This is a genomic window from Falsihalocynthiibacter sp. SS001 (genome assembly GCF_042445055.1).
In the GTDB taxonomy this organism is placed as follows: domain Bacteria; phylum Pseudomonadota; class Alphaproteobacteria; order Rhodobacterales; family Rhodobacteraceae; genus Falsihalocynthiibacter.
Window position 1 is genome coordinate 3,079,639 of the sequence record NZ_CP170339.1, and the last position, 19,160, is coordinate 3,098,798.

Genomic DNA, 19,160 nt, shown 5'->3' on the forward strand with positions numbered 1-19,160 from the left:
CTCAGGGCTTAACTTTCCCGTGCAATAACGAAACGTGCAGCCTCGCGCAAGTTCTGCGCCTTGTCACCAAATGGTGCTAGTGCCGCTTCTGCTTCGTCTATCAACTCACGAGAGCGCTTCTTTGCCTCATCTAGCCCCAAAATAGAGACAAACGTGGCTTTACCTGCGTCTTTATCCTTGTTTAGGCGCTTTCCCGCCTTTGCGGCATCACCTTCAACATCCATGATATCGTCCGCAATCTGAAACGCGAGCCCTAGCGCCGCAGCATATTGCCGCAAGGAACTTACGTCCTGCCCCGCAAGGATCGGACCCGCCATCGCGGACCATTGAATAAGAGCGCCCGTCTTGTTTGCCTGAAGCTCGATGATTTGCTCCAAACGGAGGGGAACCTTTGCCGTTTCCGCCGCGATGTCCTGAACTTGGCCCAGAACCATGCCCTGACCACCGGCCGCCTTAGCGAGCGATTGAATAAGTTCAATGCGTGTCTCGGTATTTGGAGAGCATTCTTTGCGAGCCAAAAGCTCAAAAGCAAAACTCTGGAGCGCATCCCCAACCAGAACGGCCGTTGCCTCATCCCATTTCACGTGGACCGTTGGCTGGCCGCGGCGCAAATCATCGTCGTCCATACAAGGAAGATCGTCGTGCACGAGTGAATAGGCATGAAGTGCTTCGACGGCTGCTGCTGCCCAAATCGACTGGCGCGGGTAAACCCCATAAAGCCGCGCACCTTCGACAACCAAAAACGCGCGCAAACGCTTGCCGCCAGAAACGGCATAGCGCATTCCGTGGGTCAGTGCGATGTCAGGATAGTTTGCAAGCGCCTGCTCAAGACACGCCGAGACCTCGTCAGCGGCCTGTGCCAAAGCGTTCTGGAACATATGCTAGAGACCTTCAACAGGGGTCGTACCAGTCGGCACGCCACCCTCGCCCAACTTAATTGCCGCGACTTTTTCCTCGGCTTCTTTGAGTTTAGCGTCGCAATGCTCTTTGAGTTTGGCGCCACGCTCATAGAGTTTAATCGACTCATCCAAGGCAACTTGGCCATTGTCCAACTGGCTGACAACAGTTTCCAATTCGGCCATCGCCTGTTCAAAGCTCATTTCGGTTACGGGTGTGTCGCTCATCTGCTGCGCTCCATCAATATTCTCACATGCGCCGCAACCGCCTCGGCGAGCGCATCGAGATCATACCCCCCTTCGAGCGACGAGACCACCCGCCCCGCGCAGGTTTGTGCAGCCAAATCGCAAATCTGTTCTGTCAGCCACACAAAATCTTCGGTCACCCAGTTCAAACCAGCCAGCGGATCGGCGCGATGGGCGTCAAATCCGGCAGAGATAAAGATCATCTCAGGCTTGAATCGTCGCACAAATGGAAAGATTTCTTCCTGATACGCACGGCGCATGGCCGCCCCGTCAGTTCCCGCCCCAAGCGGAACATTCAGCACGTTGTTCGCCGCACCTGTTTCATCCGCTGAACCAGTGCCGGGATAGAGCGGCATTTGATGAGTGGAGGTAAACAGAATACGCGGGTCTTCTTCGACGAGATCCTGTGTGCCATTGCCGTGATGGACGTCGAAATCAATAATCGCCACGCGCTTTAATCCGTGCACATCAAGCGCATAATTTGCGGCAACAGCGACCGACCCGAACAAACAGAACCCCATAGGGGTTTGGCGCTCGGCATGGTGGCCAGGCGGACGGACGGCAGCAAACGCGTTCTGTACCTCGCCACTCAGAACCAAATCTACCGCGCGCACGTTCGCCCCAGCGGCGCGGTACGCCGCCGCCAAAGAGCCCGACGACATATAGGTATCCGCCTCGATCTGAGCGATGCCGCCATCGGGCACGCTGTCGCGAATATCCATCACATGCTCTCGCGGATGCACACGCAAGAGATCATCATCCGCGACCAAGGGAGCCTTCTTGCGCAATAGCTCATCAAATTCTGGATGCTCCAACGCCTCCAGAACCCGCTCAAGCCGTGCTATCCGCTCTGGATGGCCGCTTGGCGTTTTATGGTTCAAACAATCAGGATGCGTCAGAAGTGCGGTGACCACGGCTTAATCACTGCCCAGCATGTATCCCGCGCCACGAACTGTCTGAAGGTATCGTGGCTGCTTCGGGTCGGCCTCGATTTTGCGGCGAAGACGTGTGATCTGTACGTCCACGGCCCGCTCTTGGGCTTGCCCTTTGTCGCGGCCCAAATCCTCAACCAGTTGTCCGCGCGAAATAGGCTCGCCCATATTGGCAGCAAAAATCTTCATCAACGCGCTTTCGGTGGCGGTGAGGCGAACGGTGTCCTCTCCATGCGCCAATTCGCCACGATCCACATCATATCGCAAATCACCCAACGCAAGAATCTTGGGCCCATTCTGGGCATCGGTCGCCACAGGAACACGACGCAATATTGCGTTGATCCGCAGGAGAAGCTCCTTTGGCTCAAACGGTTTGGGCAGGTAATCATCGGCCCCCGCCTCTAGGCCCACAATCCGATCATCTGTTTCACCTTTGGCCGTCAGCAACAGAATCGGCGTGGTGATTGTCTCGCGCAAACTGCGAGTCAGGCTTATGCCATCCTCGCCAGGCATCATGACATCCATAACGATCAGGTCGAACTCAAGTCCCGACAGAACACTACGCGCATGGGCGGCGTCGCGTGCGGAAGTTACCCAAAACCCATTACGGATAAGGAATTTCTGCAGTAGGCCGCGGATACGCTCATCGTCATCAACAATGAGTAGATGGGCCTCGTTTGCGTCAGTCATGCACCGTTCTCCTTTAGGTTCTTATACTGACGCCGCTGATCTGGGTCCATCATTGCCTCAAGGACTTGACGAAAACCTGATACCGCTTCTGGCCCCGCCGCGCGAAAAGCCGCCCGCATCCGCGCGCGCTGTGCATCGGAAAGGTCCGCTTCTAGCGCTTCTCCGGTTTCAGTCAGGAACAAGTGCCGCTCGCGCTTGTCTTTTTTACCGACTCGGCTCTCTACCAGTCCATCCTCTATCAAGGTCCGCAAAACCCGATTGAGCGATTGCTTGGTCACACCCAGAATCAGCAATAGGTTATTCACCGTGGTTCCGGGGCTTCGATGGATAAAGTGGATCGCACGATGATGGGCGCGACCGTAAGAATAGTTCTCAAGGATACGGTCCGGATCGGCCGTAAATCCCCGATAGGCAAAAAACATCGCTTCAATGCCCTTGCGTAGATGTTCATCCGTTAGGAACAAAAGGCTTTCACCGCCTTGTGTTGTCAAACCTTCGGCCATTTTCAAATCTCCTTGCGAGCACGACGTCTCTAGATTTTATGTCAGCCTTATTGACTTTCCAAGATTCAAATAGTAGCAAAGGTCAGTTTTTACGCAACAATGTGACCGAAACGGACATAACTTGCGCAATATATGAAAAATTCGCCGCTCGTCCGGCGCATTTCGAGGAGAGACCAATGGCTGGTGGCTACGACGACCGCGACGGAAAAATTTGGATGGATGGCAAACTTGTGGAATGGCGCGATGCTAATGTCCACCTGCTAACCCACGCAATGCACTATGCCTCTTCTGTCTTTGAGGGAGAGCGCGCATATAACGGCAAGATTTTCCGCAGCGAAGATCACTCGATCCGCCTGCGCAAATCCGCCGAACTTATTGACTTCGAGATACCCTACACTGTCGAAGAAATCGAAGCTGCTAAATACGAGACGATGAAGGCAAACGGCCTTACCGATGCTTATGTTCGCGCCATTGCATGGCGTGGCGCAGGCGAGGACATGGGCGTTGCATCGGCACGTAACCCTGTCAGATTTGCAGTCGCTGCATGGGAGTGGGGCAACTACTACGGCGACGCCAAATTCAAAGGCGCCAAGCTAGACATTTCGAAATGGAAACGTCCGAGCCCGGAAACTATTCCATGCGACGCAAAGGCCGCTGGCCTGTACATGATCTGTACAATGTCCAAACACGCCGCCGAGGCAAAAGGCTGCTCGGATGCAATGATGTTCGACTATCGCGGATATGTGGCCGAGGCGACCGGTGCGAATATGTTCTTTGTCAAAAACGGCGAAGTCCACACACCTCTTGCGGATTGCTTCCTCAACGGCCTGACACGCCAGACGGTCATCGGAATGCTCAAGGAAAAGGGCATCACCGTTCACGAGCGCCACATCATGCCCGAAGAACTCGAAGGGTTTGAGCAATGCTGGCTCACCGGCACCGCCGCCGAAGTTACGCCCGTTGGACAGATCGGCGATTACAACTTTGAAGTTGGCGCAATGGCGCGCGATATTTCCGAGAGCTACGAGAAGCTGGTTCGGTCATAAGTATTCAAACGGGCGCTTCACTGGCGCCCGTTTTCATTTAGATCAGAGCCGCTTCAGCACGCCGGTCCGTTTCAAGATAGTAAGCGTCAAGATCAACACTCCGATCTCACCCACCGCGCCCGTCAGCCATATCCCGATTTCACCCACTAGATTTGGCATGATCACCAATAGCGGCAGCCCAAACAAATACGTGCGCGAGAGATTCAACAGCGCCGCACTCCGCGCATCGCCAATCGCCTGAAAATAGATTCCGACCATCATCTGTGGCCCAAACATAAACAGGGTAAGCGTGGTCAACGGAAGGATACGCGCCAGTTCGTTGATGATATTCTGGTCGGCCACAAACAGCGCCCCGATTTGATACCGGAATATGAACAAGGCCGCCTGAAACGCCACACAATATACGGCCGCACATATCATCGCCAATCTAAGCGCGCCCTGTACGCGTTCGAGCTTTCTAGCGCCGAAGTTATTGCCGACAATAGATTGTGTCGCGAACATAAGGCCCAGCATCGGCATAAACACAAACGTCATGATCCGCGTTGATATACCGAACGCCCCGGCAGTCGCTTGATAGTTGTCTGCCCATATCTGAAGCAAATAAATCGTAATACCGGACGACGCAGCAAACCCGACATATCCAAGGCTAGCAGGTGCCCCGAGCGCAAGCATCTCTCGCCACATATGCGGCGCGGGTGTGAAGCTACTGCGTGTTAACGGGAAGCTCCATCCCGCGCGCATCCGATAGCCGAAGATCGCGCAAATCGCGAGGGTTTGCGCGGCAACGGATCCCCACGCCGAGCCAGCGACACCCATGTGGAACTTAGCTATAAACAAGTAGTCGAATAGGATGTTCAGCAGCGCCGCCAGAAGCGTAATTACGGTCATCGCCGCCATGCGCCCTTCTGCGCGCAAAGCGTCGGTATTGATCCCAAGGAAAAACACCAGCGGCGACCAATAGACCGAGAGCGAAATATATGTGTATCCGTACTGTGAAAGTGTGGGCGAACCATTCGCGGCCCAACTCACCAAGTCTTTGCCAACCCAGCGGAAGGCCGCGATCAAAATGAAACAAAACAACGAGGTCAGCACCGTGGCCTGAATATAGCTTCGCCCCGCCTCGCCACTCGCCCCAGAGCCAAGCATCCGCGCCAGAACACTTGAGAAGCCAGCAGCAACAAGTGTCGAGAGCGCGACGATAAACATGAACAGTGGGAACATGAGCGTAACGGCCGTGAGGGCCTCTGCCCCAACAAACCGCCCGAGGAAATAGGCGTCTATCGTCGCGAATGAGCCATTCACCACCATCACGAGAATGATCGGGAAAGCCGTTCGAGCAAACACAAGTCCAAGCGGATCGGTAAGGTAGGGGTTCTTCCGTATCGCTGCGACTGTCATCAGTGCTCCCTAGCCTTATTCAATGAGTGCCAAAGAGCGGCATGGCCCCTAGTGCGGGCTGACGGCTTTGCGCTGCTGCGCGCGTTTCAATCCCAAATGACGCTCGCGCAGGATTATCGCGACACCCGCAGCAATCACCAAACCAGCCCCTGAAAGCATCGCAATCGTCGGCACTTCGTTAAACAGAAAATATCCAACAATCAGCGCCATGATCATCGACGAATATTCAAACGGCGCCACCAGAGATGCGTCTGAGATGCGGTAACTTGTTGTCAGGAATATCTGCCCAAAACCGCCAAGGATGCCGGATAGGATCAGAAAAAACAGACTGCTCGAGCTTGGCCACACCCAGCCGAACGGAAGCGTGAACAGCGACAACACAGTGGCCGTAATTGAGAACCAAAACACAACCGCGCTCGTGCGTTCGGTTTGAACCAGCTTACGCACGAACACCTGCGCCAGAGCCGCGAAACACGCGCCCATCAGCACAAGTAGCGCGCCCAGCCCTTCGCTATCGGCCAGCCCGTTACCGAACGCAGAAAACCGAGGCGCCAATACGATCATCACACCGATCATCCCGACAAAAACCGCGCTTAGACGAAATATGCCGACCTGCTCTCCGAGGAACATGGCGGCAAAAATGACTACCAAGAGTGGCGTCGTATAACCGATCGCCGTGAACTCTGGCAGCGGCAAGAGCGTCAAACCCGCAAAGGTCAATGCCATCGCCGTTGTCCCGACCAGCCCGCGCCAAACGTGACCCATCGGATTTTGCACAGTCAGCCCAACCGAGAGTTGTTTCTGCCAAATCAACCAACCCAAAATCACAGGAAGCGCAAAGAATGATCGAAAAAAGACCAACTCACCGGGGGGCACAGTGCCCTCTGTGAATTTGATACACGAAGCCATCGCCACAAATGTCGTTACTGATGCCAGTTTGTAAAGGATGCCTGCGTAGGGATTCATAGCCACTTGATATGGGAAAAATTTTGGAATGGAAACCTATGCCGTGAGTTGTTTTACCGCCCACTGCGCGGCATCCTGAACGGTGGGATCAGGATCATTCTGAAGCGACGCGGCAAGCGGCACAACGGATGTGTCGCCACTATTTCCAATTGCATAAAGCACATTCCGCACGAACCGATTTCGCCCAACCCTCTTAATGGGAGACCCCGAAAACTTTGTTCGGAATTCTTCGTCCGTAAGCATAACAAGCTCGGCAAGGCGTGGCGCGATCAAGTCCTCGCGCGCGGCATATCGCAACTCATGCGCCTCGGCGGCGAACTTATTCCAAGGACACGCCGCCAGGCAATCATCACACCCGTAAATATGGTTTCCCATGAGCGCGCGAAGCTCTTCGTCAACAGGGCCGTGGTGCTCAATGGTCAGGTAGGAAATACACCGCCGCGCATCAAGCTGAAACGGCGCGGGGAACGCCTTGGTCGGACAGGCGTCAAGGCAGGCGGTACAGGAACCACAGTTCTCGCGTGCGGGCGTGTCTGGCGGCAAATCAACGGTCGTGAAAATCGCGCCAAGGAAAAACCAGTTACCCAATTCGCGCGACAATAAATTCGTGTGCTTACCCTGCCATCCAAGACCCGCCGAAGCCGCGAGCGGTTTTTCCATTACCGGAGCAGTATCCACAAAGACCTTGATCTGCGCATCAGGTTCCTGCTCGATAAGCCAGCGCCCTACACGTTTAAGGCGCTTCTTCACGATGTCATGATAATCGCGATTTTGAGCATATACGCTAATCGCTCCACGGTCTCGCATACCGAGCACTTCGGTCGGATCTTGGGCGGGCGTATATGGCTCTGCCAACATGATCACGCTCTTGGCTTCGGGCCAAAGGGCATCCGGAGCGCCACGCCAATTCATGCGCTCTGCCATCCACGCCATTTGGCCGTGGCGCTCCTTGGACACGAAATCCGCCAGCCGCTCCGCAAGATCAGGAACGGAATCCGGACGGCAGATTCCGATTTGCGCAAACCCTTCGGCGCGGGCATGAGAGATGAGTTTATCTTTGAGCGCCGCGCTCAAAAATCAAGATCCGCGTAATGGGCTGGCGGCGGGAAACCAGGAAGCTGATCCGCCAGTATATTGCGGAACGCAGGGCGCGATTTGATCTTGGCATACCATGCCTTGACGTTTTCGCTTCGATTCCAATCCACGTCGGAAATATAATCCAAAGCAGAGAAATGCGCCGCCGCCGCGAAATCAGCGAGGGTCATCGTATCGCCCGCGAGCCAACGCCGCTGATCCAAAATCCAGCCCATGTAATCGAGATGATACTTAATATTTCGCGCGCCCGCTTTGACGTTCGAGCTGTCTGGATATCCCTGCGCCATGACCTTCTTATTCACGCGCTCATACAGTAGCTTGGAGGTCACCTCGTGGTGGAATTTGTCGTCAAACCAATTCACCATACGGCGTACTTCGTAACGCTCGACCGCGCTTTTGGGCATCAAGCTTGGGGTTGGGTGCTTTTCTTCGATGTACTCGCAAATAGCGTTGCTTTCGGCCATCATCATGCCGTCCATCTTGAGGACGGGAACCTTGGCCGCTGGATTTCGACGAAGGAACTCCCCATCTTTTTCCCAATAGCGCTCCTCGACCAATTCAAACTTTAGGTTCTTCTCCGCGAGGCTCAGGCGCACCTTGCGACAGAACGGAGATAAAGGGACATGAAATAGTCGGATCATAATTTGTAACTCTTCGTAGGTTTGTTTCTAAGTGCCGCGATTTTCGGCCCATTTCAACCTTCGAAACAGGCCGAACGCCCATCCGCGCGAATTGTGGCCGCACCGTCAGCAATGCTCTGCGCACGTTTTCTAAGCCACGGGGTTGGCTGACTGGCCGAGCGCCCCTTGGGATTGGGTAGAACCGCGGCAAGGCGGCTGGCTTGTGTCGCCGTGAGGTCAGCAGCGGAAGTGCGAAAATAGTGGTCTGCAGCGGCCTCCACGCCAAAGACCCCCTCATCGAATTCCGCGACATTAAGGTAGACTTCGATAATTCGGCGCTTGCTCCATGTCGCCTCTACCATCGGAGTCAGCGCAGCTTCAAGCGCCTTGCGCGCCCAATTGCGACCATGCCAGAGATAGACGTTCTTGACCACCTGCTGTGAAATTGTAGACGCACCACGCTTTCCACCAGAGTCGAGCGCCGCGCGAATTGCGTCCATGTCAAAACCCCAATGATTACAGAAGTTCGCATCCTCTGCCGCCACAACACTTCGCGCCATATAGGGAGAGATTTCCTCCATCGGAACCCAACTGCGTTTCACGCCACCCAAGCGGCGCGCCTCGGTTAGGATATATGGTGTCGTGGGCGGACTAACAAACGCGTACACCCCAACGGCCAACGCAACCACACAACTGACAACAAGCACGCCGCGCCAGAACCAACGCCGAATAAAACGGATAGGCGCAAAGCGTGACGCTGCTTCGAGCACGGAGTCATCTTTATCCTTGCTGCGCGATCGAGAGGCCTTTCCAGCCTTCTTAGAGGTTTTTTTCGCTACTTTTCTGGCCACTCAAGACACTGACCACGCCCAGTGTTTTTGGTCAAGTCTCGCGCACAAAAAAGCCGAGCACAGTGGCTCGGCTCCTTCGGTTATTTCATTGCTTGTTACGCCGAAACAGCATCTTGGTCTTCGCTGAGCGGGTGCGGAATATGCACCAACATTTCTTTCGGACAAATCTGGACGAACTTGGATTTTTCCAGATCCCAGTGCTGAAGCAGGTCTGCCGCCTTGCGACTTCCTGTTTCTTCAAGATGGCGCTCAATCAACGATTTGAGTTCGTTTTGCCAATGCTCAACCGTCACGGGACAAACGACCAATGTTTCCATGTTCATCAAGGACTGCGCCGTCCCTTCCGGATCATAGATATAGGCCATACCGCCAGACATCCCAGCGCCAAAGTTCGCGCCGATTTTGCCAAGAATAACAGCAACGCCACCAGTCATATATTCACAACCCGAAGCACCACAGCCTTCGATCACGACCTTGGCGCCAGAGTTACGCACCGCAAAACGCTCGCCCGCTCGACCGGCGGCAAAGAGATAGCCGTCGGTTGCGCCATAGAGCACAGTGTTGCCGATGATAGTATTCTCCGAGGCCTCTAGTGGGCTACTCATTGGTGGGCGCACAATGATCGTTCCACCCGACAGGCCCTTACCGACATAGTCGTTCGCATCGCCCGAAACCTCGATCTTCAGACCAGGCGCGGCAAATGCACCGAGCGACTGACCAGCAGAGCCAGTCAATTTGATGGTCAGGTGATCTGGCTGCAACGAGTTGCGCATTCCAAAGTTGCGAACGATATGGCTTGAGGTACGTGTACCGATCGTGCGGTCGGTATTCTGAACCGCATAGTGAAGCTGCATTTTCTCGCCTTCGTTCAGGAAGCGCGCGGCATCCTTTACGATTTCGGCATCAAGCGTATCAGGCACGGCATTGCGTGGCTTGTTGCGGTCATAAACGATCCGGTCCGCACCATCGACAGTGATAAGCAGCGGGTTCAGATCGAGATCATCAAGGTGAGCCGAGCCACGCGAAACCTGCGACAACAGGTCAGCGCGTCCGATCACTTCGTCCAAGCTGCGAGCACCGATGCTGGCGAGAATTTCGCGAACTTCCTGTGCGTAGAACGTGATGAGGTTCACAACCTTATCCGCTGTACCATCGAACTTGGCGCGCAGATCTTCGTCCTGCGTACAAACACCGACAGGGCATGTATTGGACTGGCACTGACGCACCATAATACAACCCATAGCGATAAGCGCCGCAGTACCGATGCCGTATTCCTCGGCTCCCATCATGGCCGCCATAACGATATCCCGACCGGTGCGAAGTCCGCCATCCGTGCGAAGCGTCACACGGTCGCGCAATTTGTTCATCGCTAGAACTTGGTGCGCTTCGGTCAGGCCCATCTCCCACGGAAGACCCGCGTATTTGATCGATGTCGCTGGCGATGCACCTGTACCACCATTGTGGCCCGAAATGAGAATAACGTCAGCCTTAGCCTTGGCAACACCCGCGGCAATCGTACCAACACCAGACGCCGCAACCAGCTTCACGGTCACTTTACAACGCGGGTTGATTTGCTTGAGGTCATAGATCAGCTGCGCCAAATCCTCGATCGAATAGATATCGTGGTGAGGCGGAGGCGAAATAAGTGTCACGCCTTTGGTCGAGTGACGCAAACGGGCGATCAGGTCTGTTACCTTCATACCCGGAAGCTGCCCACCCTCGCCCGGTTTTGCTCCTTGGGCGACTTTGATTTCAAGCTCTTCACACTGGTTCAGATACTCGGCGGTAACACCGAAACGGCCAGACGCGACCTGCTTGATTTTCGCGGAAGGGTTGTCGCCGTTCGCTTCTGGTACGAAATGCGCCGGATCCTCGCCGCCCTCGCCAGAGTCCGATTTTGCACCGATACGGTTCATCGCGACGTTCAAAGTCTTGTGCGCTTCTGGGCTGAGCGCGCCAAGCGACATGCCCGGCGTTACGAAGCGCTTGCGGATCGCGGTAATGCTCTCGACTTCTTCAATCGGGATCGCTGCTCCAATCGGCTGAATTGCCAACAAGTCACGCAAGTGAATTGGCGGATTCGCCCGCATCTTGGCGGAGTACTGCTTCCAGATTTCATAGGATGCGCGCGTACAGGCCGCTTGCATCATGTGCATCGATTGCGCTTCCCATGCGTGTGTCTCGCCCGATTTACGCGCCTTATAGAAGCCACCGATTGGCAAGACGTCACTTCCGCCGAGCCAGCCAAGTTCGTGGACTTTCTCGGACTTAAGCTGAATGCCCGAAACACCGATGCCTGAAATGCGGCTTGTCAGGCCTGGGAAATACTCGGCGACCATCGCACGAGAAAGGCCCACGGCCTCAAAGTTCAAACCACCGCGATACGACGAGATAACGGAAATCCCCATCTTGGCCATGATCTTGAGCAAGCCCGCGTCAATCGCGCCGCGATAGCGCTTCACGGCCTCGGTCAACGAGCAATCAATCAGACCGCGATCGATACGATCCGCAAGGGAATCTTCGGCAAGGTAAGCGTTTACGATTGTAGCACCACAGCCGATCAGCACGGCAAAGTAATGCGGATCGATACACTCCGCAGAGCGCACAGAAATAGAACAGAATGTCCGCAGACCTTTACGAGTAAGGCCAGAATGCACCGCAGATGTCGCTAGAATCATCGGCATCGCAACGCGGTCTTCGCTTTGGGCAATATCCGACAGAACGATATGGGCGCCGCCCGAACGAACGGCATCTTCGGCCTCCGCACGGATACGCTCCAGCGCTTTGCTCAGCGCGTTTGCGCCCGCCTTGGCAGGGAAAGTACAGTCGATCTCAACGACGCTCTCGCCAAATTGCTCCATCAGACCGTCAAACTGCGCGTTGCCCACGAATGGGCTATCCAGCACCAAGATTTCTGTTTGGCTCGAGCTTTCATCAAGCACGTTCTTGAGGTTACCGAAACGCGTCTTAAGGCTCATCACACGGTACTCGCGCAGCGAGTCAATCGGAGGGTTCGTTACCTGCGAGAAGTTTTGACGGAAGAAGTGACTCAGCGGACGGTATTTCTCGGAAAGAACCGCGCTCGGGGTATCGTCGCCCATTGAGGCGATTGCCTCTTTGGCATCCTCTGCCATGGGTTGAAGGATTTGCTCCAGTTCTTCGATGCTATATCCGGCCGCAACCTGACGCTTGCGCAACTCATTGCCAGAGAAAATCGCCGTTTCGGTTCTACCGCCGAGTAGGCTTTCCATGTTTGCGATTTTCTTGACCCAGTCACCGAACGGGCGGCTAGCGGCAAGTTGATCTTTGATTTCAGTATCGCGGAATAGAGCGCCTTCCTGCATATCGACCGCGATAATTTGACCAGGGCCAAGCGCGCCTTTTTCAACGACAGTCGCCTCGTCGATCGGGATCATGCCCGCTTCGGAACCCGCGATCAGCATTCCGTCGCCAGTCACGACATAACGCATCGGGCGCAATCCATTACGGTCAAGGCCCGCACAAACCCAACGACCATCTGTCATGGCAAGCGCTGCTGGGCCGTCCCATGGTTCCATCACGGAGTTACAATAGGAGTACATATCACGCCACGCAGTGGGCAATTCGACCGCTTGTTGGCTCCAGCTTTCAGGGATCAGCATGGTTTTCGCCATGGGCGCATTCCGCCCCGCGCGCACCATAACCTCAAACACAGAATCCAACGCAGCAGAGTCAGAAGAACCGCTCGCAATGATTGGTTTGATATCCTCGGCCATATCGCCAAATGCACTGGAGGCCATGCGGATCTCGTGGCTCTTCATCCAGTTTACGTTGCCCTTGAGCGTGTTGATCTCACCGTTATGCGCCAACATGCGAAACGGCTGCGCCAACCACCACTGCGGGAAAGTATTTGTCGAATAGCGCTGATGATAGATCGCGAACGCACTCTCGAAGCGTTCGTCCTCGAGGTCTGGATAGAAAACGCTTACCTGTTCGGCAAGCATCATGCCTTTATAAATCACCGAACGGCAGGACAGCGAACAAATATAGAGTTCCGGCACATGTGCGGCTGCGGCGGCTTTCTCGATGCGACGGCGGATTACATAGAGTTCGCGCTCAAATGTTTCTTCGTCAACGCCCTTGGAATTACTGATCAGGATTTGCTCGATCTCGGGACGAGTTGCGTTCGCCTTGTCACCCAAGCAATCAATATCAACGGGAACGTGGCGCCACCCGTAGATATAGTATCCCATCCGCAGGACTTCGCTCTCGACGATTGTACGGCAGGTTTCTTGCGCTCCGAAGTTCGTGCGCGGAAGGAAAACCATCCCCACGGCGATTTGCTCATCGGCGCGGGGCTCGTGGCCAGTGCGGCGGATCTGATCCTTAAAGAAATCAGTCGGAATCTGAATATGGATACCTGCGCCATCACCTGTCTTGCCATCGGCATCTACCGCGCCGCGGTGCCAAATGGCACGCAGGGCTTTGATCCCGTTATCAACAACAGAACGCGATGGTTTACCATCAATCGACACAACAAGCCCAACCCCGCAAGAGGAGTGCTCGTCAGCTTCGGAATACATGCCGTTCTCGGCCATCCATTGCCGTTTCGCCTCTTCGGCGGCTTTCCAGTTCTGGTCAAACTTGGTCATGTTTATCTCCATATTCGGCCCCGTTGGGCGCATTCTTCGGGCAAGGATGGCGTCCTTGGCATATGATTTTGGCGCGTGCGGTTATTCCGCAGCTTGCGCGGTCGCATTATTGAGGTGGTCGAGAATGTTCTCGGCGGCGTCGCGACCATCTTTGATCGCCCAGACAACAAGGCTCGCACCGCGAACAATATCACCTACGGCGAATACACCGCTGATGCTTGTTTCATGGGTGCGGAAGTCCGCTTTAATCGTGCCCCAACGTGTTACCTCGAGGGCTTCTTCACCCCAGAGTGTCGGCAAATCTTCGGGTGTGAAACCAAGGGCCGCAACCACAAGGTCCGCGTCCTCGGTATAGTCTGCACCCTCAATCAATTCGGGCGATTGGCGACCAGATGCGTCGGGCTTCCCAAGGCGCATCTTCTGGACCAGTACGCTTTCAACCGTATCACCAACAAAGGCTTTCGGCGCAGAGAGCCAAACGAATTCGACACCCTCTTCTTCTGCGTTCTGAACTTCGCGTTGGCTTCCCGGCATGTTCGCTTTGTCACGACGGTATAGGCACTTAACGCTCTTGGCGCCCTGACGGATCGCGGTCCGCACACAGTCCATCGCGGTATCGCCACCGCCCACGACAACAACGCGCTTTCCTTCGGCATTGAGTTCGCCGCTCTCGAATTCTGGCACATCGTCACCGAAACTCTTGCGGTTAGATGCGGTGAGATAGTCAATCGCGCGCACAACACCTTCGGCACCGGAACCTGGCGCTTGGAAGTCGCGAGAGTTGTAAACACCAGTCGCAATCAAAACAGAGTCGTGCTGGCCCTGAATGGCTTGGAACGAAATATCTTCGCCAACATTGCAATTCAGAACAAACTTAACACCCGCATCTTCGAGCTGCGCGATCCGTTTGAGAACCACATCTTTCTCAAGCTTAAAACCAGGGATACCATATGTCAGCAATCCTCCCGCACGGTCATAGCGATCATAGATGGTTACCTGAACACCCTGACGGCGCAGCACATCCGCCGCCGCAAGGCCACCGGGACCGGCACCAATAATGCCAACGCTTTCTTCGCGCTCGACCTTCGGCTGAATCGGAAGCACCCAGCCATTTTCCCATGCTGTATCAGTCAAATATTTTTCAACAGCCCCGATTGTTACGGTACCGTGGCCAGACTGTTCAATCACACAGTTCCCCTCACAAAGGCGGTCCTGCGGGCAAATGCGGCCACAAATTTCGGGGAACGTGTTTGTTGCTTGCGAAAGCTCATAAGCTTCTTGCAGGCGCCCTTCGGCAGTGAGCTTGAGCCAGTCAGGAATATTATTGTGCAGCGGACAGTGATTCTGACAATAAGGAACGCCACACTGGCTACAACGACTGGATTGCTCTGCGGCCTTGGCGCTGGCAAATTCTGCATAGATTTCATGGAAGTCTTGGTTCCGCTGATCCGCGTCGCGCTTTGTGGGCATAGAGCGTTCAAGCGATACAAATTTTAGCATTGGCTGTTTTGCCATGACGAGGCCTCCGAAATCTATTGGGAGCGTTCTTTTACTCAATAGCCAATTAAATGAAAAGTCAGTAATGCTTACCTAAATGACGATTTTTCTACGTTTTGAGAAAAATTTTTGCACAGCCACGCCAATAATAGGTAAGTATATGATACCTAATTTTTAACTTTCCTTTAATTTACTAGGCTTTAGACTGACCGCAGAAACGAACTGGAATTCACGTCATGAGCTTCTTTCATCTTGTCCTTGTGGCGATAATTCAAGGCATTACAGAATTTTTGCCGGTTTCATCGTCTGGCCACCTGATTCTCTTGCCGATTCTCCTTGAGATTCCCGACCAAGGCCAAGTGATCGACGTCGCCGCCCATGTCGGCACTTTATTTGCGGTCATTCTGTATTTCCGCACGGACGTAGCGCTCGCATTTCGTGGACTTCCGGCAATGCTGATGGGGCGCCTAAACGAACCCGGTGCGAAGCTTTGCTTTTTGCTCGCTGTGGCCACCGTCCCCGTCGTCATCTGCGGCTTGCTGCTGAAACTGTCTGGCATTGACGATGCAATGCGCAACATTACCGTGATTGGCTGGACGATGCTGCTCTTTGGGATCGTGCTCTATTTTGCGGACCAAAAGGGCGAAACAGCCAAGACGCAGGAGAACTGGTCGCTCCGCGATGCAATCATCATGGGCCTGTGGCAGGCAGTCGCCCTTATCCCCGGAACGTCACGTTCTGGCGCGACAATTACGGGCGCACGCTTTCTTGGGTATGATCGTCAGGACGGTGCAAAGCTCGCCATGCTGATGTCAATTCCGACCATCATCGCATCCGGAACCCTATCCGCGATCGAACTTGCCGCGACTGCCGATGCTTCAGTGGCAGCAGACGGCGCAGTCGTAGCGGTTTTCTCGTTCGGCACAGCGCTTCTGGCCCTCTCGCTCATGATGCGCTTACTGCGTAGCACAAGCTTCACCCCCTACGTAATTTACCGTGTGGCGCTCGGATGCGTACTGCTGTGGATCGCGTATACCTAAGCTTTGATATTCTTCGCAGAGTCCCGAATATCGTCATACTGCCCCGACGGACGGTAGCGCCAAACATAGCTTGGAATAACTGCATCAAGGCTTGTTGGTTTAATGCCCAGATCCGCAAATCCCTTAGCGCCTGCATCGACGACATTGTCATGCTTCAGGCTCTTCACCTGATCACGTGTAAGAATACTGTTGTGGAACATGCCCAACGTCAGTGCCTGAAGCAGGCCAAAGACACCACCAAGAATGCTTCCCACAAAGAATGGAAGGTTCAGAACGATACGACGGCGGTGCGCACATTCGAGGATTTTGCCAACAATCGCACGCAAGCTTAGAACCTCAGGCCCGCCCAATTCATAAACGCCTGACAAATTCTTGTTCAACGCCACTTCAACGGCCTCGGCGACATCATCAACGTGGACAGGTTGGAACGTTGTATCGCCACCAACGATGGCCATCACCGGACCTAGGCGCGACATAGATGCGAATTTGTTCACAAACTCATCTTCGCTACCAAAAATCACCGAAGGACGCAGGATTGTCGCACTTGGGAAGTGTTTCAGGATACCGGCTTCGCCAAGGCCCTTGGTGCGGGAATACTCGGACTCTGCCTCTGTGCTCGCGCCGATACTCGAGAGATGCACCAAAGATTTAACGCCCTGATCAGCAGCTATACGAGCAACGCGTTCCGCGGCCTCATGCTGAACCGCATCAAATTTATTGCGGCGCGTTTCGGTCAGAATGCCTACGCAGTTTACCACCGCATCTGCCCCCTGCATCACCGCAGCGACAGACGCATCATCCCGCACATTGCACAGAACCGGCTCTACCTGACCAACTGCGCCATATGTTTTCACAAACATTGCTTCGTTCGGACGACGAACCGCCACCCGCACCCGCCAACCGGCCTTAGCCATCCGCCGCGCGATATAGCGGCCAACGAATCCAGATCCGCCGTAGATAGTGACAAGTTTAGACATGGTTGGCCTCCAAAGAATTTGTGCTCATGTCTCAATAGCTTTCTCGAAGGGCTTGGACAAGCAGTATAACGAAATCCGCAGCCATCTAGCGCCTCAAAATCGAATCCCGTTGACACGCACTTCGCATCCCTTTAATTCGGCCCCACGACACCTGCCCAGGTGGCGGAATGGTAGACGCGCCAGCTTCAGGTGCTGGTGTCTGTATGGACGTGGAGGTTCGAGTCCTCTCCTGGGCACCAAAAATTTGTCGTATATCTCACTTACATCAAGAACTTCTCCTAATTTTGGCGCCCTCCGCGCCACGCTCAGGCAGGCTAACCGCTCCTAGGAAGTACGCGTTCATCCATTTAGCATCGGTCGAGGTTCTTGCATCACTGGCTGATACGTGTCCGCGTTATCCAGAAAAACATCTCGACCCAATTAGAACTCAGTTGCGACCGACGGGCATTGGTTTATGTGATCAAAGTTGAGATCGCATCGTAACAGTAGTCAGATATCGCGTCGCTTGTTGTCAGCCATACCTGATCGCGGTGGGAAGTGATGTGCGACAACGCGCGCCGCAGCTGCCGGAGCCTATAGGGTTGGCCCACGAGATACGGGTGTAATGCTATTCCCATCACGAGCGGCTGTCCGACCGACTGCTCGAGCATTTCGTCAAAGTTGTCGATGATCATATTCGCAAATTCTGCGGCGCCATCCTTTCGCGCGACGATAGACGGGATATCGTTAATCTCTTGCGGATAAGGTACCGACAAAATGCGGCCCACGTTTGTGTTCATCCAAACCGGTTGATCGTCCATGCACCAGTTCAGCGTATATTTGTATCCTGCCTCCGAGAGCAGGTCTGGCGTATCGTGGCTTTCTGCGATCCATGGCGACAGCCATCCTTTCGGCGGTACGCCCTCTGCATTGCGCAGAATATCGGTTGCCTCAGATATCAGTGCGGCCTCGGCGACTTTATTCAAGTCACTCTGCCGTTCCGAATTGGTACGCCCGTGGCCCACAATGACGTCACCGCGCGCTCTGAATGCTTCCATCAGCTCGGGCGCATAATCATACATTGCGCTATTCGTGATAACACTCGCAGGTAGGTCCAGCGCATCAAACAACTCTAATAGCCGCCATGCACCAACACGATTTCCATAGTCACGCCAAGCATAATTTAGAACGTCAGGCTGAGGACCACCGGGGGCAAGTTCTGCACCAAGCCCTTCGCCAAAAGCAAAATGCTCCAAATTGAGGCCGACATATACAGCGAGGCGTTTACCCTCGGGCCAGCAATAATCGGGACGTTTGGTTATCGGAGAATAGGCGTATCGCCCCTGCTGCATTTGCATGTATTAAAGATCCGCCTCTGCTAGACCTGCTTTGTGCAGAATTATTTCTGCGCTGTCATTCCACACATCTGTGCTGATGATCTTACCATTACGCACGACGAACTTGTCCATATAGCGGTTCGTCTCGAATGTGCTGCCGTCCTTCCATTCACCGAATAGGTACCCAGTATTGTATACGTGTACGTCGCCGGTTTCTTCGTCCAAGGCGGCATCTGTGCGCAGGAATTTCTTTTTGACCCAAGCATATCGTTTCGCGTTAAAGGCCGCGCTTTCGGCGGGTACTGAGAATTGGCGACCACCTGTGAAAACGAGCTTGAAGTCATCGCTCACGTAGACTGCGGCTCCTTCTGGGTCTGGCACCATCGACCGTTCTAGATAGCTTTCGACAATATTCTTTGCCGCAATGACGGGGTCTATTTGTTGGTCCATAGCTCT

The 19,160-nt window shown here is 54.4% G+C and carries 17 protein-coding genes and 1 tRNA gene; 3 read left to right on the forward strand and 15 right to left on the reverse strand.

The genetic code is table 11. From position 1 onward, the window contains the following. Positions 1–8: 8 nt before the first annotated feature. From ACFE33_RS14815 to ACFE33_RS14835, 5 genes are read right to left on the reverse strand one after another with little or no spacing between them, the layout of a single operon-like run. On the reverse strand, positions 9–878 hold the full coding sequence (locus ACFE33_RS14815) for a polyprenyl synthetase family protein (RefSeq protein ID WP_380055024.1): 870 nt from the start codon (positions 876–878) through the stop codon (positions 9–11). 3 nt (positions 879–881) lie between these two features. Continuing rightward, the gene (locus ACFE33_RS14820) at positions 882–1,124 is read right to left on the reverse strand and encodes an exodeoxyribonuclease VII small subunit (protein WP_380055027.1); all 243 of its coding nucleotides are present in this window, start codon (positions 1,122–1,124) and stop codon (positions 882–884) included. Then, complete coding sequence (locus ACFE33_RS14825; RefSeq protein ID WP_380055030.1) at positions 1,121–2,056, reverse strand: histone deacetylase family protein; 936 nt, start codon at positions 2,054–2,056, stop codon at positions 1,121–1,123. Before ACFE33_RS14825 ends, ACFE33_RS14820 begins: the two co-directional genes overlap by 4 nt. 3 nt (positions 2,057–2,059) lie before the next feature. Further along, the gene (locus tag ACFE33_RS14830; protein WP_380055033.1) at positions 2,060–2,764 is read right to left on the reverse strand and encodes a response regulator; all 705 of its coding nucleotides are present in this window, start codon (positions 2,762–2,764) and stop codon (positions 2,060–2,062) included. Then, complete coding sequence (locus tag ACFE33_RS14835; RefSeq protein WP_380055036.1) at positions 2,761–3,267, reverse strand: MarR family winged helix-turn-helix transcriptional regulator; 507 nt, start codon at positions 3,265–3,267, stop codon at positions 2,761–2,763. The genes ACFE33_RS14830 and ACFE33_RS14835 overlap by 4 nt, the downstream gene beginning before the upstream one ends. Positions 3,268–3,443: 176 nt before the next feature. On the opposite strand from ACFE33_RS14835, the gene ACFE33_RS14840 reads away from it, so the two are divergent. Next, complete coding sequence (locus ACFE33_RS14840) at positions 3,444–4,313, forward strand: branched-chain amino acid aminotransferase (protein ID WP_380055038.1); 870 nt, start codon at positions 3,444–3,446, stop codon at positions 4,311–4,313. A gap of 42 nt (positions 4,314–4,355) precedes the next feature. Here ACFE33_RS14840 and ACFE33_RS14845 read toward each other — a convergent pair whose 3' ends face one another. The 7 genes from ACFE33_RS14845 to ACFE33_RS14875 all read right to left on the reverse strand — a co-directional run bounded on the left by ACFE33_RS14845 (position 4,356) and on the right by ACFE33_RS14875 (position 15,389). Continuing rightward, a complete protein-coding gene (locus ACFE33_RS14845) occupies positions 4,356–5,711 on the reverse strand; it encodes an MATE family efflux transporter (RefSeq protein ID WP_380055040.1) in 1,356 nt (451 codons plus the stop codon). Between the two features lie 48 nt (positions 5,712–5,759). After that, positions 5,760–6,677, reverse strand: a complete 918-nt coding sequence (locus ACFE33_RS14850) for a DMT family transporter (protein ID WP_380055042.1) — start codon at positions 6,675–6,677, stop codon at positions 5,760–5,762. A 36-nt stretch (positions 6,678–6,713) separates the two neighbouring features. Next, entirely contained in the window at positions 6,714–7,751 is a 1,038-nt protein-coding gene (queG, locus tag ACFE33_RS14855) for a tRNA epoxyqueuosine(34) reductase QueG (protein WP_380055045.1), read from the reverse strand. Further along, positions 7,748–8,413, reverse strand: a complete 666-nt coding sequence (locus ACFE33_RS14860) for a glutathione S-transferase family protein (protein WP_380055048.1) — start codon at positions 8,411–8,413, stop codon at positions 7,748–7,750. Before ACFE33_RS14860 ends, queG begins: the two co-directional genes overlap by 4 nt. Positions 8,414–8,466: 53 nt before the next feature. Further along, positions 8,467–9,162: a monofunctional biosynthetic peptidoglycan transglycosylase gene (gene mtgA, locus ACFE33_RS14865; protein ID WP_380055050.1), complete on the reverse strand. Its 696-nt coding sequence runs from the start codon at positions 9,160–9,162 to the stop codon at positions 8,467–8,469. Positions 9,163–9,338: 176 nt separating this feature from the next. After that, positions 9,339–13,874: a glutamate synthase large subunit gene (gene gltB, locus ACFE33_RS14870; protein WP_380055053.1), complete on the reverse strand. Its 4,536-nt coding sequence runs from the start codon at positions 13,872–13,874 to the stop codon at positions 9,339–9,341. Between the two features lie 81 nt (positions 13,875–13,955). Continuing rightward, positions 13,956–15,389: an NAD(P)-dependent oxidoreductase gene (locus ACFE33_RS14875; RefSeq protein ID WP_380055056.1), complete on the reverse strand. Its 1,434-nt coding sequence runs from the start codon at positions 15,387–15,389 to the stop codon at positions 13,956–13,958. A 218-nt stretch (positions 15,390–15,607) separates the two neighbouring features. Between ACFE33_RS14875 and ACFE33_RS14880 the strand changes: the two genes are divergently transcribed. Continuing rightward, complete coding sequence (locus ACFE33_RS14880; RefSeq protein ID WP_380055058.1) at positions 15,608–16,411, forward strand: undecaprenyl-diphosphate phosphatase; 804 nt, start codon at positions 15,608–15,610, stop codon at positions 16,409–16,411. On the opposite strand, the gene ACFE33_RS14885 is transcribed toward ACFE33_RS14880, so the two are convergent. Then, positions 16,408–17,388, reverse strand: a complete 981-nt coding sequence (locus ACFE33_RS14885; protein WP_380055061.1) for a complex I NDUFA9 subunit family protein — start codon at positions 17,386–17,388, stop codon at positions 16,408–16,410. The two genes, ACFE33_RS14880 and ACFE33_RS14885, sit on opposite strands and share 4 nt — an antisense overlap. Before the next feature lie 153 nt (positions 17,389–17,541). Between ACFE33_RS14885 and ACFE33_RS14890 the strand changes: the two genes are divergently transcribed. After that, positions 17,542–17,627, forward strand: a tRNA-Leu gene (locus tag ACFE33_RS14890). Positions 17,628–17,840: 213 nt separating this feature from the next. Here the strand turns inward: ACFE33_RS14890 and ACFE33_RS14895 are convergent. After that, positions 17,841–18,725, reverse strand: coding sequence for a polysaccharide deacetylase family protein (locus ACFE33_RS14895; RefSeq protein ID WP_380055063.1), 885 nt, complete (start codon positions 18,723–18,725; stop codon positions 17,841–17,843). Positions 18,726–18,728: 3 nt separating this feature from the next. Next, positions 18,729–19,154 carry a nuclear transport factor 2 family protein gene (locus tag ACFE33_RS14900; protein ID WP_380055065.1) on the reverse strand — a complete coding sequence of 142 codons (426 nt, stop codon included), beginning with the start codon at positions 19,152–19,154 and terminating at the stop codon, positions 18,729–18,731. Positions 19,155–19,160 lie beyond the last annotated feature (6 nt).

Bases quoted from the DNA above. Each gene is read 5' to 3' on its own strand.
- ACFE33_RS14840 (WP_380055038.1), top strand. From the start codon at position 3,444: ATGGCTGGTGGCTACGACGACCGCGACGGAAAAATTTGGATGGATGGC.
- ACFE33_RS14830 (WP_380055033.1), bottom strand. From the start codon at position 2,764: ATGACTGACGCAAACGAGGCCCATCTACTCATTGTTGATGACGATGAG.
- ACFE33_RS14860 (WP_380055048.1), bottom strand. From the start codon at position 8,413: ATGATCCGACTATTTCATGTCCCTTTATCTCCGTTCTGTCGCAAGGTG.
- ACFE33_RS14895 (WP_380055063.1), bottom strand. From the start codon at position 18,725: ATGCAAATGCAGCAGGGGCGATACGCCTATTCTCCGATAACCAAACGT.
- ACFE33_RS14815 (WP_380055024.1), bottom strand. From the start codon at position 878: ATGTTCCAGAACGCTTTGGCACAGGCCGCTGACGAGGTCTCGGCGTGT.
- ACFE33_RS14885 (WP_380055061.1), bottom strand. From the start codon at position 17,388: ATGTCTAAACTTGTCACTATCTACGGCGGATCTGGATTCGTTGGCCGC.
- ACFE33_RS14850 (WP_380055042.1), bottom strand. From the start codon at position 6,677: ATGAATCCCTACGCAGGCATCCTTTACAAACTGGCATCAGTAACGACA.
- ACFE33_RS14820 (WP_380055027.1), bottom strand. From the start codon at position 1,124: ATGAGCGACACACCCGTAACCGAAATGAGCTTTGAACAGGCGATGGCC.
- ACFE33_RS14835 (WP_380055036.1), bottom strand. From the start codon at position 3,267: ATGGCCGAAGGTTTGACAACACAAGGCGGTGAAAGCCTTTTGTTCCTA.
- ACFE33_RS14845 (WP_380055040.1), bottom strand. From the start codon at position 5,711: ATGACAGTCGCAGCGATACGGAAGAACCCCTACCTTACCGATCCGCTT.
- ACFE33_RS14875 (WP_380055056.1), bottom strand. From the start codon at position 15,389: ATGGCAAAACAGCCAATGCTAAAATTTGTATCGCTTGAACGCTCTATG.
- ACFE33_RS14900 (WP_380055065.1), bottom strand. From the start codon at position 19,154: ATGGACCAACAAATAGACCCCGTCATTGCGGCAAAGAATATTGTCGAA.
- ACFE33_RS14880 (WP_380055058.1), top strand. From the start codon at position 15,608: ATGAGCTTCTTTCATCTTGTCCTTGTGGCGATAATTCAAGGCATTACA.
- gltB (WP_380055053.1), bottom strand. From the start codon at position 13,874: ATGACCAAGTTTGACCAGAACTGGAAAGCCGCCGAAGAGGCGAAACGG.